General features: G+C 37.3%; 14 protein-coding genes and 1 pseudogene. All 15 read left to right on the forward strand.

Annotated features, from left to right (window positions below; translation table 11 throughout):
• Positions 1 to 186 precede the first annotated feature (186 nt).
• Positions 187 to 1,443 carry a phospho-N-acetylmuramoyl-pentapeptide-transferase gene (locus IPM92_11725; GenBank protein ID MBK9109003.1) on the forward strand — a complete coding sequence of 419 codons (1,257 nt, stop codon included), beginning with the start codon at positions 187 to 189 and terminating at the stop codon, positions 1,441 to 1,443.
• Positions 1,443 to 2,756 carry a UDP-N-acetylmuramoyl-L-alanine--D-glutamate ligase gene (gene murD, locus IPM92_11730; protein ID MBK9109004.1) on the forward strand — a complete coding sequence of 438 codons (1,314 nt, stop codon included), beginning with the start codon at positions 1,443 to 1,445 and terminating at the stop codon, positions 2,754 to 2,756. The genes IPM92_11725 and murD overlap by 1 nt, the downstream gene beginning before the upstream one ends.
• Before the next feature lies 1 nt (position 2,757).
• Positions 2,758 to 3,975, forward strand: coding sequence for an FtsW/RodA/SpoVE family cell cycle protein (locus IPM92_11735; protein ID MBK9109005.1), 1,218 nt, complete (start codon positions 2,758 to 2,760; stop codon positions 3,973 to 3,975).
• Positions 3,959 to 5,056: an undecaprenyldiphospho-muramoylpentapeptide beta-N-acetylglucosaminyltransferase gene (gene murG / locus IPM92_11740; protein ID MBK9109006.1), complete on the forward strand. Its 1,098-nt coding sequence runs from the start codon at positions 3,959 to 3,961 to the stop codon at positions 5,054 to 5,056. Before IPM92_11735 ends, murG begins: the two co-directional genes overlap by 17 nt.
• Complete coding sequence (locus IPM92_11745; protein ID MBK9109007.1) at positions 5,047 to 6,417, forward strand: UDP-N-acetylmuramate--L-alanine ligase; 1,371 nt, start codon at positions 5,047 to 5,049, stop codon at positions 6,415 to 6,417. Before murG ends, IPM92_11745 begins: the two co-directional genes overlap by 10 nt.
• A 45-nt stretch (positions 6,418 to 6,462) precedes the next feature.
• Positions 6,463 to 7,251 carry a hypothetical protein gene (locus tag IPM92_11750; GenBank protein ID MBK9109008.1) on the forward strand — a complete coding sequence of 263 codons (789 nt, stop codon included), beginning with the start codon at positions 6,463 to 6,465 and terminating at the stop codon, positions 7,249 to 7,251.
• Positions 7,252 to 7,282: 31 nt separating this feature from the next.
• Entirely contained in the window at positions 7,283 to 8,641 is a 1,359-nt protein-coding gene (gene ftsA, locus IPM92_11755; protein ID MBK9109009.1) for a cell division protein FtsA, read from the forward strand.
• 103 nt (positions 8,642 to 8,744) lie between these two features.
• Positions 8,745 to 10,127, forward strand: a complete 1,383-nt coding sequence (ftsZ, locus tag IPM92_11760) for a cell division protein FtsZ (protein MBK9109010.1) — start codon at positions 8,745 to 8,747, stop codon at positions 10,125 to 10,127.
• A gap of 317 nt (positions 10,128 to 10,444) precedes the next feature.
• Positions 10,445 to 12,082 (forward strand): PKD domain-containing protein, encoded by a 1,638-nt coding sequence (locus IPM92_11765; GenBank protein MBK9109011.1) that lies wholly within the window; start codon positions 10,445 to 10,447, stop codon positions 12,080 to 12,082.
• A gap of 263 nt (positions 12,083 to 12,345) precedes the next feature.
• On the forward strand, positions 12,346 to 12,774 hold the full coding sequence (locus tag IPM92_11770; GenBank protein ID MBK9109012.1) for a transposase: 429 nt from the start codon (positions 12,346 to 12,348) through the stop codon (positions 12,772 to 12,774).
• Positions 12,775 to 12,787: 13 nt separating this feature from the next.
• Complete coding sequence (locus IPM92_11775) at positions 12,788 to 13,348, forward strand: DDE-type integrase/transposase/recombinase (GenBank protein ID MBK9109013.1); 561 nt, start codon at positions 12,788 to 12,790, stop codon at positions 13,346 to 13,348.
• Positions 13,311 to 13,592 (forward strand): transposase, encoded by a 282-nt coding sequence (locus IPM92_11780; protein MBK9109014.1) that lies wholly within the window; start codon positions 13,311 to 13,313, stop codon positions 13,590 to 13,592. The genes IPM92_11775 and IPM92_11780 overlap by 38 nt, the downstream gene beginning before the upstream one ends.
• A gap of 295 nt (positions 13,593 to 13,887) precedes the next feature.
• Positions 13,888 to 15,679: pseudogene (locus IPM92_11785) on the forward strand (ABC transporter ATP-binding protein).
• A 106-nt stretch (positions 15,680 to 15,785) separates the two neighbouring features.
• Complete coding sequence (gene murB / locus IPM92_11790) at positions 15,786 to 16,772, forward strand: UDP-N-acetylmuramate dehydrogenase (GenBank protein MBK9109015.1); 987 nt, start codon at positions 15,786 to 15,788, stop codon at positions 16,770 to 16,772.
• Between the two features lie 904 nt (positions 16,773 to 17,676).
• Positions 17,677 to 18,066 (forward strand): GxxExxY protein, encoded by a 390-nt coding sequence (locus IPM92_11795; GenBank protein MBK9109016.1) that lies wholly within the window; start codon positions 17,677 to 17,679, stop codon positions 18,064 to 18,066.
• The last annotated feature ends 695 nt before the right edge of the window (positions 18,067 to 18,761 follow it).

Consider the following 18,761-nt stretch of genomic DNA (forward strand, 5'->3'; position numbering starts at 1 on the left):
TTATAAAAGAAAATAGAGTAGGTTCTATTATCATTCTCAGGTTGGTTTTAACAGTTACAGCAGAGGATTGTGACCAAAGGGATCAGGTCCCTGCTGTACTGTTAAATTTCAGCACAAATTATTACGCAGGATTCATTTAAAATTCTTGCAATATTCAACTATTGAATTAGATTTCTAACCGAAAATATGTTATACTATTTATTTCAATTTACGGAAAAAATATTACATTTACCTGGAGGCCGATTGTTTCAATACATTTCCTTCAGGGCTGCCTTAGCCATTCTGTTGTCTTTGGTTATATCCATGATTTTTGGCAGTGCTATCATTCGTAAATTGAAGAATCTCCAAATTGGCGAAACGGTCAGAGATCTTGGATTAACAGGGCAAAAGGAAAAAGAGGGGACTCCAACCATGGGAGGAATCATCATTATTTTAGCAATTATCATTCCGACTTTATTGCTTACAAGATTAGATAATGTGTATATACAGTTGGTATTATTTACAACAGTATGGATGGGATTGATCGGATTTGCAGACGATTATATTAAAGTATTCCTAAAGGATAAACAAGGTTTAAAAGCTGCATTTAAAATTGCTGGCCAAATTGTTTGTGGGCTTGTCATTGCAGTTGTCATGTTATATCATGAAAAAGTTCTCGTGCGAATGCCAAAGGCCGAAGCATTGAAACAACAATACATGATCGTAGAGGAATTTACCTCTTATGATCCGGTGAAAAACCTGACAACGGAATTCGTTTATGTCAAAACACAATTAACCAATGTTCCCTTTTTAAAAGGAAACCGCTTTGATTATTATTGGATTGTCGAATTTTTTGGTGACAATGCACATACCTGGATTTGGTTAGTATTTATTCCTATCGTTATTTTTATAGTGACGGCTGTTTCAAATGCTGCCAATTTAACTGATGGACTTGATGGTTTAGCTACTGGGGTTTCGGCAATAATTGCTGCGACTTTGGCTGTTCTTGCTTATGTATCGGGAAATGCCCGGGTGGCTGATTATCTGAATATTTTTTATTTGCCTTACACAGGTGAATTGGTTATTTTTTCTGCGGCATTTGTAGGTGCATGTGTAGGCTTTTTATGGTATAATTCTTTTCCAGCAAAGGTTTTTATGGGAGATACTGGAAGTCTTGCCATTGGTGGTATCATAGCAGCGATGGCGATAATACTGCGCAAGGAATTATTGATTCCATTGCTGTGCGGCGTTTTTTTTATGGAAAATCTTTCTGTTGTTTTGCAAGTCAGCTATTTCAAATATACCAAACGGAAATATGGTGAGGGCAAAAGAATATTTCTGATGTCTCCGCTACATCACCATTTTCAGAAAAAAGGTATTCATGAAGCTACGATTGCAGTTCGGTTTTGGATTGTAACAATCTTTTTGGCAGTCCTCACGATCATAACTTTGAAAATAAGATAATGATAGTGATTCTTGGAGCGGGCGAAAGTGGCGTCGGAGCTGCCCTCTTGGCAAAAAAGCTGGGACTATCTGTTTTTGTCAGTGATCAGGGTATCATCAGAAGTCAATATAAAGCAGAATTGATCGAATATGATATTGATTTCGAGGAGGGTAGTCATGAAATTGCAGAGCAATTGCAGCCTGATATTTTAATAAAAAGTCCGGGCATACCGGAAGAATCTGAAATTGTAAAACTTTACAAACAAAATGGTATAAATGCAATTTCTGAAATAGAATTTGCATATTCCTATTGTAAAGGGATTATCATTGGGATAACAGGTAGTAATGGAAAAACGACGACTACAAATTTGTGTTACCATATTCTAAATGAAAATGGATTACATGTTTCCAAATGCGGAAATGTAGGTTATTCATTTGCCAGAGCTGTTGCAAGCAGTGATTTCAAGTATTATGTTTTGGAATTGAGCAGTTTTCAATTGGATGGAATTATAAATTTTAAACCGCATATTGGAATTTTACTAAATATCACAGCAGATCATTTGGATCGGTACCAATATAACATGGAATTATATATCCAGTCAAAATTTAAAATAACAAAGAATCAAACTGCAGATGATCATCTAATAGTTTATAATGAAGATGAAAATATCCAAAAATATTTAAGTGAACATCCAATTCAAGCTAAAATTATTTCCATACATGCAGACCTAAACGATACTGGGAAATTGTATCAAGGAAACAATCTCGTCGCAGATATAAGCACAAGCAGATTACAAGGCAGGCATAATGCAATCAATATTTGTTCCGCAGCACAAGTTGCCTTATTATGTGGACTGTCCCAGGTGCAAGTTCAGGCTGCGCTGGATTCATTTGTCAATGATCCGCACCGGCTTGAATGGCTTGGATCCATCCATGGAGTTGATTACATCAATGATAGTAAAGCTACAAATGTTGATTCTGTTTTTTGGGCTCTTGATGCCATTCATAAACCACTGGTTTGGGTGGCCGGAGGACAAGACAAAGGAAATGATTATTCGGTATTGTTACCGCTTGTTAGCAAAAAAGTAAAAGCACTCATCTGTTTGGGGCTTGATAATACCAAATTGATAAAAACATTTTCAGGTATCGTTCCAATTATAAAAGATACTCAATCGATGTCTGTTGCTATCGCAGAAGCCGCACAAATTGCAAGCGCAGGCGATGCTATTTTATTATCTCCGGCATGTGCGAGCTTTGATTTATTTAAAAATTATGAAGACCGTGGAAACCAATTTAAAGAGGGCTTCAAATTATTAAAAATTAAAAATATCTAAAATGAGTCAATGGATAGTTAAATGGCGAAATCATATCCTGATGCCAAATTTTATCTGGACAATAGTTTTTATATTATCCTTGATTTCCATGTTGGCAGTTTACAGTACTTCAGTAAGCGTCACTAAATATAATTCAGACAATACATTTTACTTTTTAATCAAACATGTCAGTTTTATTGTAGTTGGGATAGGGCTTATTTGGATTTTTAGTAAAATTGACTATACCCGTTTCAACAGATGGGCTCCTGTATTATTACTGATAGCTATCTTTCTTTTAATTCTCACTTTTTTTCTGGGCGTGACGATCAATGATGCCAAACGTTGGCTCTATATTCCAATCGTTGGAGTGTCCTTTCAAGTTTCTGACTTTGCAAAACTTGCTTTGATTCTTTATCTCGCCAGATCTATTTCAGATAAACAGGATGTGATCAAAGGTTTTCGATCAGCATTTGTCCCTATCATGTTGCCAATACTTATTGTTTGTGGTTTAATTGCTCCTTCAAATCTGAGTACAGCGGGTGTTATATTTTTGGGGTCCATTATAATGATGTTTATCGGGCGTATTCAAATTAAATATATTTTGCTGGTCATCCTTTTTGGAATCATGTTATTTGCATTTTTATTGTTGCTTGAAAATTGGTTTCCTGGAATGACCCGAGCTGAAACCTGGGTATCCAGGATAACGAGTTTTATCAATGGTACTGAAGATGAATATCAGCTCGAACAGGCTAAAATGGCAATTTCGAATGGACATTTATTCATTCCTAACCCAGGCAATAGTCAATTGAAATATTTTATACCCTATTCCTATGCAGATTTTATTTATCCAATCATATGTGAAGAATATGGTTTAATCTTTGGTGGTTTTGGAATTATCGTTTTATACATGGCTTTGCTTTTGCATTGTGTAGGTATCGTCAGTAACTCAACGCGTGCTTTTGGTGCTTTGCTAACCATTGGAATTGGCGTGAATTTGGTGATGCAGGCATTTTCAAATATTGCTGTTTCGCTTGGACTGATACCCATAACGGGCTTGCCGTTGCCATTTATTAGTATGGGTGGTACTTCCTTAATATTTACCAGCATTTCTATTGGTATGATTATCAGTGTAAGCAAACACATTCATAATCTGAAACTGGAATCGGAAACTACAGATGCACATGATGAGGAAGAATCCAACGATCAAAAACTGGTTTTAAATTATGAAGGTACTGATTAGTGGAGGCGGTACAGGGGGGCATGTATTTCCGGCAATAGCCATTGCGAATGCGCTAAAAAGCAAAATACCGGATATCGATATATTATTTGTTGGTGCTAATGGCAAAATGGAAATGTATAAAGTTCCGCAGGCGGGTTATCGAATTGTTGGCTTGCCTATCAGGGGCCTAAAAAGGACATTGAGTTTAGATCATATTCGTTGGAGTTTCCTGCTTCTGTTTTCAATGATGAAGGCGGCGTGGACTGTTTTTAAATTTAAACCGGATGTAGCTGTTGGCGTTGGAGGTTATGCTAGTGGACCAGTTCTTCGAATGGCTTCTTGGATTGGAATTCCGATTTTGATCCAGGAACAAAATTCATATCCAGGCATTACAAATAAATTGTTAGCCAAATCAGCGCTTAAAATTTGTGTTGCTTTTGAAGGTCTGGAAAAATATTTTCCGGAGAAAAAAATAATGATTACTGGTAATCCGGTACGTCAGGATTTATTAATCAGTCAAGATCCATCAGAGGCCAAACGGTTTTTTCAGTTGGATCCCCAAAAAACGACCATTTGTGTTTTTGGTGGAAGTTTAGGCGCACGTGCCATCAATGAATCTTTGATTTCAATGATGGATAAATTGAGCCAACAAAATAATTGGCAATGGTTGTGGCAGTACGGAAGTGGCTATGAATCCGAGCTCAAAGAAATTTTAAAAAAATGCCCGAACCATGTAAAGTTTTTTCCATTCATAGAACGTATGGATTTAGCATATGCAGCGGCTGATATTGTAATTTCTAGAGCTGGAGCTTTGACATTAGCCGAATTGATGGTGACCGGTAAAGCCAGTGTATTAATACCTTCTCCGAATGTAGCAGAAGACCATCAAAGAAAAAATGCACAATATCTGGTCGATCAAAGTGCAGCTTATATGATTTTGGAACAAGATGTTAAACAAGAATTGTGGCCAACACTTGAGCGATTACTTTCCAATGAAGCTCTTTTAAATGAGATGAAAATTCGCATCAATGAATTGGCTAAACCAATGGCTGCTAAATCCATTGCTGATGAAATCATCAAAATTGGGACGCCATGCAGTTAAATGAATTGGGCACAATTTATTTTTTAGGAATTGGAGGCATTGGTATGAGCAATCTCGCCAGGTATTTTCATAAAAGGGGAGTCCGGATACACGGTTATGATAAAACGGCTACCGCTTTGACAGACGAACTCCAAAGGGAGGGAATGTCTATACATTTTGAAGATCAACCTGATCTCATTCCTCTAACAACTGACCTCGTCATTTTAACTCCTGCAATTCCAAAAGAATTGAAAGAATATCAATGGGTACTGCATAAAAATTGGCCGGTTCACAAAAGATCAGAAGTGCTTGGATGGATAACAAGTCAGGTTTTTAATATAGCTGTTGCAGGAACCCATGGCAAAACAACTACCAGCGCATTATTAGCACATTTGTTAGTGGATGCTGAACTTCCAGTAACTGCTTTTTTAGGTGGAATTTGCACGAATTATGGTTTGAATTATCTGGATAAGGGTGACCAAATTATGGTTGAAGAGGCTGATGAGTATGACCGATCATTTTTGCAATTGAGCCCTGATATTGCGAGCATTGGATCTCTCGATGCCGATCATTTGGACATCTATGGCAGCCTTGAGGCCATGCAATTAACTTATCTTGATTTTGCGAAAAGAATAAAACCAAACGGAAGGCTTTTGTTGAGCGACACGATTGATATTGAAATGATAGAACTTTTCAAAAGAGAATTGATAGGGGTAGATGTACAGTGTTTCGGATTTCAAAATGAAGAGATAAAAGCAAGCATAATTGGAACCCAATCAGGGTGGATGGTGTTTGAATATATTAGTAAAATATATCATATAAAAGATTTATCTTTACGCTTGCCTGGTCAGCATAATGTCCGTAATGCAATGGCTGCGATAAGTGTTGCTCTGCAATTAGGCCTGCGTGAAGACCAGATTCGAAAAGGCTTGCTTAATTTTCAGGGAATCCAACGAAGATTTCAATGGAGACTGGAAACGAATGCCAAAGTCCTAATCGATGATTACGCTCACCATCCTGAGGAATTGCGGTCTGTTATTCAGGCTTGTAGGGATATTTATCCCGGACGCCGGATAACTGGAATTTTTCAACCACATCTGTATTCGCGTACACGCGATTTTATGAGTGCATTTGCTTATGCACTCGAAGCTTTGGACCAGATTATTTTAGTTGAAATTTACCCCGCACGTGAGGAACCCATACCAGGCATTACTTCTGAACGATTGTTTGAAACGATCAACCATCCTTTAAAGTGGATTTGTAGGAAGGAAACGTTATTGGAACTTGTGTCAAGGCTGGAACTTGATGTTGTGATGACCTTAGGAGCCGGAGATCTTGATTTGATGATAGAAGATTTGATAAAAGTGATCGCTCGAAATTGAATAAAGCGCAAATGATAACATGCTAACTACTGTAAGCTTCAACAAATGAATTCAAGACTCAAAGGACTGATATTTATCTCCGTTAACTTGCTGATACTATTAGGGATCGGTATTTCATGGATCCATGCCGTAAAGAGTAAGAGAATTGAGAGAACAGTTGGTTTGGAAATTAAAATTGAGACGGGTGGCAAAGGAGGTTTGTTGGAAGTGGCGGATGTTAAAAAATGGGTGCTGGATTTCTATCAAAAAGATATTAGGAAAATCGGGATTTATGCATTAAAGCTTGATCAACTTGAAAAGTATTTATTAAATCAAGCTTTGGTACGTAAAGCAGACCTTTATATAGATCCTCAAAACAAATTGCATATCCAATTGGAACAAAGACAACCGGTCGTTCGTGTGGTAGACGTAAAGGGAGGTCAATATTACCTCGATGAAATGGGATATAAAATTCCAGTTTCTTCCAGATATGGGTCACGGGTTCCCGTGGCTACAGGATTGTGGTATCCTGTTTCTGGCGATCGATTGGATGCCAAAGGCGAAATGTTTTACGGAAGCTTGTTGAAACTTGTTACCGCTATACAAGCAGACAGCTTTGCGCATGCATTGATCGAACAAATCGATCTGGATGTAAATGGAGATTTTACATTAATTCCTAAAATAGGAGGTGAAAAAATATTATTGGGTGGTGCCGATGAAGTAGAAGATAAATTGAACAGATTAAAATTGTTTTATCAGGAGAATATGGGAAGACAAGGTTGGAATGTATATGAAACCATTAATTTAAAGTTCAAAGGGCAAATTGTAGGAAAGAAGGAAAAATTGGAAAGTTGAAATTTTTTAATCAATTATAAAATTTAAAGAAATGGACACGAGTCTCAATCCAAATCCGGAATTGGTCGTAGCTCTCAATGTAGGCTCAAACAAAGTCAGTGCTTTTGCTGGAAAGAAAAATTTGTTAGGCAAAGTTGAATTGTTGGGATACGGTGTAGCACCTTGTGAAGGTGTTAATCGCGGCATCGTGAGTAATATCGACAAGACATCAAAAGCCATTTGTGATGCCATTGATCTAGCAGAAAAGAGATGCAAGCTTGAAATAAATACCGTCTTTGTTGGAATTGCAGGCGAACATGTAAAGAGTTTACATCATCAGGGAGTGATGTATCGCGATAACCCAAAAGTGGAGATCAGCCAAGAAGATATTGATATTCTCATTCAGAATATGCATAAAATTGCTTTGCCACATGGCGATAAGATTTTGCACGTGGTACCTCAAGAATTTTATATCGATAATCAGAAGGAAGGATATCTCGATCCTATAGGTATGTCGGGCTCAAGGCTTGAAAGTAATTTTCATATTATAACTGCAAATACAGAAGCCTTGGATAATCTGGTACGTGCAGTAGAAAAAGCACAATTGCAAATTGCGGGTTTTGTATTGGAGCCCACCGCAACAGCAGAAGCAGTTTTGTCGAAGGATGAAAAAGAAGGTGGGGTTGTTTTGATTGATATCGGAGGTGGCACTACAGAAGTAAGCATTTATGCAGATGGTATTGTGCGATATACCGGGGTGGTTCCTTTAGGCTCCAATGTCATCACAAAAGATATCAAAGCCGGATGTTCAGTCATACACGAACAAGCTGAAAAATTGAAGTTGAGATTTGGATCTGCCGTTGCAGATGAAATTGTGGACAATAGAATTATTACAATACCTGGTTTAATGGGTCGCGAACCTAAAGAGATTTCCGAAAAGAATTTATCGCGTATCATTCAATCTAGGGTAGAAGAATTGTTTGAGTACATCATGTGGGAAATCCGCAGAAGCGGTTTTGAGAATAAACTGATTGCAGGAATGGTATTGACAGGAGGCGGTTCTAAACTTAAAGATATTGAATTATTGGCCGAGTTCCAAACGGGTTTATCTACTCGAATCGGATTACCGCTTGAGCAAAAAATAGCACATATGGATGCAGATGCGCTCAATCCGGCTTATGCAACGGGTATCGGAATCCTATTGGAATCAATGAAAAAAGTAACACCCGGTTTACCGGATATTCCGGAAACCAAAAAGCAGATCCATATCATGAACCTGGATCCTGAAGATGAATTGGAAGGGGCTGTCCCTGAAGTGGAAAAAAGTCCCGGTCTTTTTAAAAAATTAAAAGATGGGGTCTATGAAGGATTTACTGGATTTTTTAGACCAGGGGCAGATTCTGAGTTCTGAAATATTTATTTTATTTATATATAAAAAAAAATCATAATTTATTTTTATTTCTAATATATAAATACGTATCTTTACATCACAAACAGATATTGAATTTTATAATATGAGTCAAAATTCCATCATAAAGGTCATCGGTGTAGGAGGAGGTGGGACCAATGCAGTGACTCATATGTATAATTTAGGTATCCGGGGCGTGGATTTTGCTGTTTGCAATACAGATGAGCAGTCGCTTGATTTAAGCTCTGTTCCAACTAAAATTCAATTAGGTCCGCTTTTAACTGTTGGTCGTGGTGCCGGAAATAACCCTGAAATGGGCAAAAAGGCCTGCATGGAATCAACAGAAGATCTCCAGGATTTTTTAGAAGCCGATACTAAAATGTTGTTTATCACAGCAGGTATGGGTGGTGGAACTGGCACCGGAGCTGGTCCGATCCTCGCTAAAGTTGCCCGTGAAATGGGAATTCTCACGGTTGGCATAGTGACTTTGCCCTTTTCCTTCGAAGGCCCGCGCAGAGGTAAACATGCACACGAAGGAATTGAACAACTGAAACAAAATGTCGATGCATTGATCGTAGTTTCTAATGATAAATTACGTCAGATTTATGGCAATCTGCCTATGTCAAGTGCGTTTTCACATGCTGATAATGTACTGGCAACTGCCGCAAAAGGAATTGCTGAGATCATAACTGTACCCGGTTATATAAATGTCGACTTTGAAGATGTAAATTTTGTGATGAAAGATAGTGGGGTTGCAATTATGGGTTCAGCTGCTGCAGCCGGGGATGATCGCGCTAAAAAAGTTATTGAAGATGCCTTGAATTCGCCACTTCTTGAAGATAATGACATTCGTGGAGCTAAACATATTTTATTAAATATTACAACCGGACGCAATCCGGAGATCACAATGGATGAAGTTGGCGTTATTACCGAATACATCCAACAAGAAGCAGGATTCGAAACGGACCTGATCTGGGGTTCTTGCGTTGATGATAGTCTTAATGATCAAATCAGCGTTACCTTGATTGCCACTGGTTTTGGTTCAGGGTATAAGGCTCGTACAGACGAAGTAGCTATTAAAGTAGCCTTGGATGAAGATTTAGAAAAAATGATGACTCAGGGGGAAACGGAAAGCAAACCTTATGTGTTTGAATTTGAAGAACAACCCGATGAAAAAAGAGCTAACGACTGGGTTCCACAAAACCATCAGCTTGAAAGACCTTTCGGACAAGCTCCTGATAAAGATTTTGATTTGAATGCAGTCAATGGAAGGAAGGGCCGTACTCCGGTGATGACTTCTCCCTTACAGGATACAAAAAACTTAAGTGAAACTGAAAATATACCGGCTTATGAGCGGAGGAATGTGAAGTTGGATTGGGTTAGTCCATCTTCAGAGTTCAATTCTTCTAAAGTACGAATGTACATGGATGAAGATAACAAGCCCGAAATACGGGAAGAGAACTCATTTCTCCACGATAATGTCGATTAAAGATGCTTCGTCTTTTCATACCTTTTCATGAGATTGGTTTATTAAGTCCGGACGCTCGTCCGGACTTTTTTTTTCTCATAATTTGAAACTTTATATATCCAGTATCATATTTGTTTTGAACAAGATGAATAAGAAACAGATATTCAATTCACTGGATTTGGTTTATAATAAATTTAGGCAATTATCATATAAATAGTCGTATTTTTACGTAGCATATGTTAAATATGGTACCATTGGCAACCTCCGACTTGCCAAAAGCGTATGATATAATTGTTTACAAAATGATTCTTTTAGCTAACCTTAAAATTTAAATTTCTATGCGACATTCTTTAATGATGGTTGTGGCTTTTCTCCTTTCTATGTTTAGTCTGGAGGCACAATCTGTTAAAATTTACGGTTTTGTTTACAACACCGACAAAAAGCCAGTGGCTGACTGGGCTGTAACAATAACTTCTAGCCCGGCAACCAATTCCGGCGGTGTTCGCCTTCAAACGAACGCAGATGGCTACTACGAGCATGAATTCAAATTGAACCCGAATATTGGAGCTTATCTGGTAAGTGTAACAGACCCTTGTCAGGCAGCACCTTTAGTTCAGAAAGCACCTGCTCAGGAAGGTAAATTTCAATTGGATTTTGTCATTTGTGCAAGAAACACTTCAGGTGGAGAACCTTGTGATGGCAAATTCGATTTTATCGTCCATGGTGACGGCTGGGTTGAATTTCACGCAAGTGCTGCTACCGAGAGGGTTGAATACCATTGGGACTTTGGCGATGGAACAAGCGGAACCGGTAAAGACCTAAGACATCAATACAATGCTCCGGGAGTTTATGTGGTGAATTTAATCATCACAAACGGAACTTGTAAAAAATTATACACCTTTAAGGTAGAAGTAAAGGACTCCACTCCACCACCACCTCCTCCAACTTCATGGAATAATGAATGTTGTGGTAAAGTAAATATCAGTACAGCTACCTTAAATACCACAGCGGGCAATGGATATGTTTTTAAGGCCTCTGCTGGAATTCCGATTAAAGAGGTAAGCTGGGATTTTGGAGATGGAACAACGGGTACTGGTGTAGAAGTAAGGCATGTATATGCCAAGGAAGGAAAATATCTGGTGGTTACAAAAATTACCGGCGAATTTTGCACGGTCATCCTCAATACATGGATTCATGTTGGCCGAGGAACAAATGCAGATCCTTGCGAGGGCCTTGATTTTGGATTTGCAACTGATCAATTATCAGCAAAATTCCGTGCTGATCTAAAAGGAAAAAAAGCAGATAAACTGAAATGGGATTTTGGCGACGGTACAGGAAGCACTGATGCTGAAACGAGTCACACTTACGCTCGTGCAGGTGTTTATAAAGTCACACTCTATGTTTTGATAGATGGCAAATTATGCCAAATTACAAAAGAAGTCAAAGTAGGCGGCAGAACCGATCCAAATGATCCATGCAATTATGATTTTAAATTTACAATCGACCAACTCACCGTTAAACTTGAGGCTGGATTTAATGCCAAACCAGATAAATTTTACTGGGATCTTGGAGATGGTAACACTTCTTCAGATTTTTCTGTAAAACATACTTATGCTAAAGCAGGTACCTACACAGTGACTTTGTATTATGTAATAAATGGGGTTGAGTGCAAAGTTTCCAAGAGAATCACCGTGGGTGGAAGAATTGGAAATAAATTTGATATCGTTATTTACGATGTGAGTCCAAACCCAGCAGTAGATGACATCATTGTTTCAATTAAAAGCAGTGATAAGGTAAATGTAACTTTAGTTGTTTCCGATGTAACGGGTGTTAGTTTACTAAAAACGCGTGCTGAATTGGAAGTAGGTGACAATAAAGTCCCAATGTCTTTAACAAATCTGAAGCCAGGAACTTATGTTGTTTATTTGTATCACGAAAATCAACCATTGTCTAAGGCCTTGTTTCAAAAATTATAAGCGAACACTGATTTTAGATCAGAAGTTTTACATAGTTTAAAATTTAATGACAATTTCCGGTGTACCATGTGCAAAATGGTACACCGGTTTTTTTTAGGAGATTTCACTTTAAAATTTATCTGAGAAGATTTAAAGAAAATAAAACGTGAAGTTGAATATTACAAAACGGGCAACCCCATTTAGCATTAATACTCCACACTCTATTATATATATGTCAGTGCCTGATATAGGTTGACCATATTTTATCATTAAAAAACATAAAAATGGCAACAATTAGAAGGCAATTTAAAATGAGCATTGAGCAGCGTATGGCGAGGCATTTTTCAGAAAGTTTCAAACGATCGAAGGTTCTCGAGATAGAGCAAGGCAGGAGCAAAGTCAGTGAAATTTGTAAGGAATACGAGGTTAGCCCTACCAATGTATACAAATGGATGAGTAAATTTGGTGCAGCTAAAAGCCAAATTCGCATGATTGTTGAAACAAATTCCGACACTAAAAAAATAATAGAACTTAAGCAAAAAGTTGCAGAATTGGAACGAGTAATTGGTCAAAAACAGATCCTAATTGACTTTCAAACTAAGATGATTGAATTAGCAGAAGAAGCATACAAGATTGATATTAAAAAAAATATTCTTCAGCACAATCTGCTACTTCAGACAGGAGCGAAAGCGATATCCATTCTCATTAAATAAGTTGTACAGAGTAATGAATATCAGCAAACAATCTGTTCATCAAAGAATAGAAAGGAATCACCAGGATCTAGAAATAGAAGCACAACTTCTGTGGCTCATACACCAAATTCGTGAAGATCACCCTACGATGGGAGTGCGTGATCTGTTTTATAAAATTCGGCCAGAATCCATGGGCAGGGACCGTTTTGAAGCCTTTTGTAAAGAAAATAGTTTGATGTCCCTTAAGAAAGTATTTAGGCCAAGAACAACAGACAACACAGGGGTTATACGATTTGACAATTTGCTTATAGATCTCCAAATCAATCGAGTTGATCAAGTCTGGCAAAGCGACATAACCTATTTTGAATTAAACAATAGGTTTTATTATTTAACTTTTATCCTTGATGCTTATTCTAGACGAATTGTTGGGCATAACGTGTCGGATAATTTAACGACCATTTGTACCACAATGCCAGCCTTAAAAATGGCTATAAAGTTGCGAGCCAAACAAAAGATGAGCGAATTAATATTCCATTCCGATGGTGGTGGACAATACTATGCAAAATCCTTTTTTAGAGCTTACCGCAAAATATGAAATCAGAAACAGTATGTGTGAATATGCTTGGGAAAATGGTAAAGCTGAAAGGATTAATGGAATCATAAAGAATAACTATTTGATACACAGGGATATTAAAAATTATCATCAATTGACTATAGAGGTTGACCGAAGTGTACAACTTTATAACTTAGAAAAACCTCATAAAGAGTTACAAAGATTAAGTCCTGTTGAATTTGAAAATTTGGATATAACTTTACAATTGCAAAAACACCGAGGATGAAAGAGTCATTTGATGCAAATAACAAAATATATGGGGTATCGAACCCCATATATTTTGAGCAAAAAACACCTCAGAATCTTGATGTATTCTCTGCAAATAATTCGAGTAAAAAGTTACACAAAACGGTCAACCCTATTTAGGCATTGACACTCCATAATCTATACTCCATACTCCATAATCAATAATCTCTATAATCCATACTCTATAATCGATACTCTATACTCCATACTACATAATCTATAATCTATACTCCATACTCCACTCTGCACTTCTCTAAACTTCTTTCCCAGATTTGATGTTTTCATTCCTTATGGAAACATCAAAAACGAAGATCAGCAAAGAATTACTTCTGAATTCCTACCGCATTTTTCGGTTCATAAAGCCCTATAAATGGTATTTTGTCTTTGGTATGATCTTCCTGGTCATCGGGAGCAGTCTGTTTATGATTTTTCCTGCAGCAGCTGGAGAAATGGCCAATACAGCGATTGGCAAAGGAAAATGGAATTTGAGTTTACCTCAATTTGGCTGGGTGTTCTTACTGATCCTGATCGTTCAGGGAATTCTTTCCTATTACCGTACAACTTTTTTTGCTTATGTGAGTGAATACGGGATGGCAGACCTGCGTAAAGCGCTTTATGAAAAATCATCACTCAGGAAATGGCTTTTTTGAAAGCCATCGCATTGGTGAACTCACAAGTCGTTTGACTGCTGATGTAGAACAATTACAGGCCAGTTTTTCTATTACCCTTGCAGAGCTGATCCGGCAATTGGTGGTATTGATAGGCGGGATCATCATCATTGCATGGATGACCCCTCATTTAGCCCTCACCATGCTAATGACTTTTCCGGTCATCGTGATCGCCAGTATTTTTTTCGGGAGATACATTCGGAAACTATCAAGAGCCAGACAAGATGGATTGGCAGCTACCAACATCATCGTCGAAGAAAGTCTGCAATCATTTCACAACGTAAAAGCATTTGCTAACGAAGATTTTGAAGTCAGGCGTTATTCGCATTCCATCTTAAATATGTTGAACTTGTCCATGTTATATGCAAAAAAAAGAGGCTTGTTTTTTATTTTCATCATAACAGTTTTATTTGGCGGACTTTTTTTTATACTCTGGAGAGGGGCTATGCTAGTGGAGACAGGTGAGATGCAAATTGGAGATCTTTTTTCATTTATCATTTATACGGGGATCATTGGTGGAGCGATTGCAGGTATAGGAAATTTGTATACTGCTTTGGCAGGTTCCATTGGTGCCACAGAGCGCATCCAGGACATCCTGGATCGCGATCAGGAGATCATACTGAATACTGAAAATCGAACTTCCCTTAGGTTTGAAGGAAAACTAGCATTTAAAGACGTTTCCTTTGCTTATCCATCACGAAGTGAAATTGAAGTTCTTAAACACATCAACTTTGAGATCCCTCGCGGTAAACGCGTTGCTTTTGTAGGAGCCAGCGGAGCAGGAAAATCAACGCTGGTACAATTGCTGATGCGATTTTATCAACCGGGGCAAGGTAAAATTGAAGTAGACGACCAAGTAGTAAGTAATTACAATCTTACAGATTACCGAAAAAATATTGCCATCGTTCCACAGGAAATTTTACTTTTCGGCGGAAGCATCCGCGAGAATATTCTCTATGGAAAACCAGATGCCTCGGAAGAGGAACTTTTTGCAGCAGCACAAAAATCACATTCACTTGAGTTCATTCAGTCTTTCCCTGACCAATTTGATACTATAGTTGGCGAAAGAGGAATTAAGCTCAGTGGCGGCCAAAGACAGCGTATTGCTATTGCTCGGGCCATACTTAAAAATCCTTCCATTTTGGTCTTGGATGAAGCTACTTCTGCATTGGATGCTGAAAGCGAACGATTAGTCAAAGAAGCTTTGGACGAGCTTATGAATGACCGGACATCATTAATCATTGCTCACCGCCTATCGACGATTCGCGAAGCAGATTGCATATATGTTTTGCATAAAGGAAGAATTGTAGAATCCGGCACGCACGAACAGTTATTGGCAATAGAGAAAGGAACTTATAAGACTTTGGTGGAATTGCAGATGGAACCTGGGGAGGTGTAAATTAATTTAGATTTCATAGATTTTATCTTCATTGTATTAGCTCATTTTATACTATTGGATTTTGTTCGTTTAGTACGTATTATTACATGCTCAATATTAATAGACTTTGATATCCTTAAAACCATATAACAGCTTTGGCATAGAAGTCCAGGCACATCATGTCATTCACCTCCATTCCCTTGAACTTTTAGAGCATTTATCTGATATTAGACAAACTAAAATCTTAGGAGGCGGAACAAATATTTTATTTACAAAAGACATCATAGATCCAATAATTAAAGTTGAAATGAATGGCCTGGAAGTTTTAGTAGAAAACGAAGAGGATGTCCTGGTCAGAATTGGAGCTGGTCAAAACTGGCATGCAACAGTCATGTGGGCTCTCGATCATAACTACGGAGGCATTGAAAATCTAAGTTTAATACCTGGAACAGTAGGGGCAGCCCCCGTTCAAAATATAGGAGCTTATGGTGTGGAGATCAAAGATGTTTTGGAGTGGATAGAAGGATTTGATCTGGAATCGTCGACTTTTAAAAAACTGAACCGAGCTGAGTGTTTAATGGGATATCGCGACAGTATTTTCAAAAACAGCTTGAAGAATAAATTTATCATTACCCACGTCATTTTAAGATTGAGTAAAAAGCATCAATTAAATCTTGAATACGGAATTATTAAAGAAGTATTACTACAAAAAAATATTAGTTATCCTAACATTCGTCAGATAAGTGAAGCAGTAATACAGATCAGGAGAAGTAAATTGCCAGACCCAAACGAAATTGGCAACGCCGGTAGTTTTTTTAAAAATGTAAATATTCCGGAAGATCAACACCATGAACTTAAAAGTAGATTCCCACAAATGCCGGCTTATCATTTGCCTGATGGTACTTACAAAATCGCATCGGGTTGGCTGATCGAGTATTGTGGTTGGAAAGGCAAGCGCATTGGCAATGTAGCTTGTTACGAAAAACAAGCTCTCGTAATTGTCAATTGCGGTGACGCAACCGGTCAGGAGATTCTTTATTTTTCACAACAAGTCATTGATTCAGTCTTCCAGATTTTTGGAATTACACTTCAACCGGAAGTAAATATTTGGTGACCCTACTACTATCAGAATTTATAAATTTTCAGAATTGGTGTGGGGCCAGAAACATGTGTTTCCTCATTCTGTTAATTCTTTAATTTTGAAAATCCTGCTTCAGACAAGAACCCTTTAGTCAGAATCAGGATTTGCAGAATTTATAAATTTTCAGAATTGGTGTGGGGCTAGAAACATGTGTTTCCTCATTCTGTTAATTCTTTAATTTTGAAAATCCTGCTTCAGACAAGGAATCTTTATTCAGAATCAGAATTTGCAGAATTTATGAATTTTCAGAATTGGTGTGGGCCTAAAAACATGTGTTTCCTCATTCTGTTAATTCTTTAATTTTGAAAATCCTGCTTCAGATAAGAAATCTTTAGTCAGAATCAGAATTTGCAGAATTTATGAATTTTCAGAATTGGTATGGAGTTAGAAACATGTGTTTCCTCATTCTGTTAATTCTTTAATTTTGAAAATCCTGCTTGAGACAAAATCCCTTTATTCTGAATCAGAATTTGCAGAATTTATGAATTTTCAGAATTGGTATGGGGCTAGAAACATGTGTTTCCTCATTCTGTTAATTCTTTAATTTTGAAAATCCGTCAGACAAAATCCCTTTATTCAGAATCAGGATTTGCAGAATTTATAAATTTTCAGAATTGGTATAGGCCTAGAAACATGTGTTTCCTTATTCTGTTAATTCTTTAATTTTGAAAATCCTGCTTGAGACAAGAACCCTTTAGTCAGAATCAGAATTTTCAGAATTTATGAATTTTCAGAATTGGTATGGGGCTAGAAACATGTGCATCCAATTCTAAAAATCTTGAATCAAACAACGATTACAGGCCTTGAATTTTAAAATTAACTATAAAAATTTTCGTTTTTACATGGTGGCTGGTAGATTAAATCCTAGATTTACTTAATGGAAAAAGATGAATTAACATTTAAAATAATAGGTTGTGCCATGAAAGTGCATAATACCATGGGACCTGGATTTCAGGAAGTTATTTACCAAAGATGCCTTGCTATTGAATTAGATCGATTAGGCCTAAATTTTCAAAGAGAACAAGAGCAAATAGTGTTTTATGAAAATTTTGAAGTTGGTACAAGACGCGCGGATTTTGTGATTGAAAATAAAGTTGTCGCCAATCTTGAAAATGTTCATATTGTCCAGGCTAAAAACTATACTGTTGCCTACGATTACCCTCTTGGACTTTTGATAAATTTCGGTGGACTAAGCCTTGAATACAAGCTTCTATTTAACCCTAAATATTTCCCTAAACAAGATAAATCTGAATCCCACAACATATAAATCCTGCTTCAGACAAGAACCCTTTAGTCAGAATCAGGATTTGCAGAATTTATGAATTTGCAGAATTGGTATGGGGCCAGAAACATGTGTTTCCTCATTCTGTTAATTCTTCAATTTTGAAAATCCTGCTTCAGACAAGAAATCTTTAGTCAGAATCAGAATTTGCAGAATTTATGAATTTGCAGAATTGGTGTGGGGCTAGAAGCATGTGTCTCCTCATCTGTTAATTTTTAATTTTGAAAATCCTGCTTCAGACAAGAAATCTTTATTCAGAATCAGAATTTGCAGAATTTATGAATTTTCAGAATTGGTATGGGGCTAGAAACGTGTCTCATTCTGTTAATTCTTTATTTTGAAAATCCTGCTTCAGACAAGAAATCTTTAGTCAGAATCAGAATTTGCAGAATTTATGAATTTGCAGAATTGGTGTGGGGCTAGAAGCATGTGTTTCCTCATTCTGTTAATTCTTTAATTTTGAAAATCCTGCTTCAGACAAGAACCCTTTAGTCAGAATCAGGATTTGCAGAATTTATGAATTTGCAGAATTGGTATGGGGCCAGAAACATGTGTTTCCCTCATTCTGTTAATTCATTTGAAAATCCTGCTTCAGACAAGAAATCTTTAGTCAGAATGAGAATTTGCAGAATTTATGAATTTTCAGAATTGGTATGGGGCTAGAAACATGTGTTTACTCA

The organism is Saprospiraceae bacterium (assembly GCA_016719615.1).
Taxonomy (GTDB): domain Bacteria; phylum Bacteroidota; class Bacteroidia; order Chitinophagales; family Saprospiraceae; genus Vicinibacter.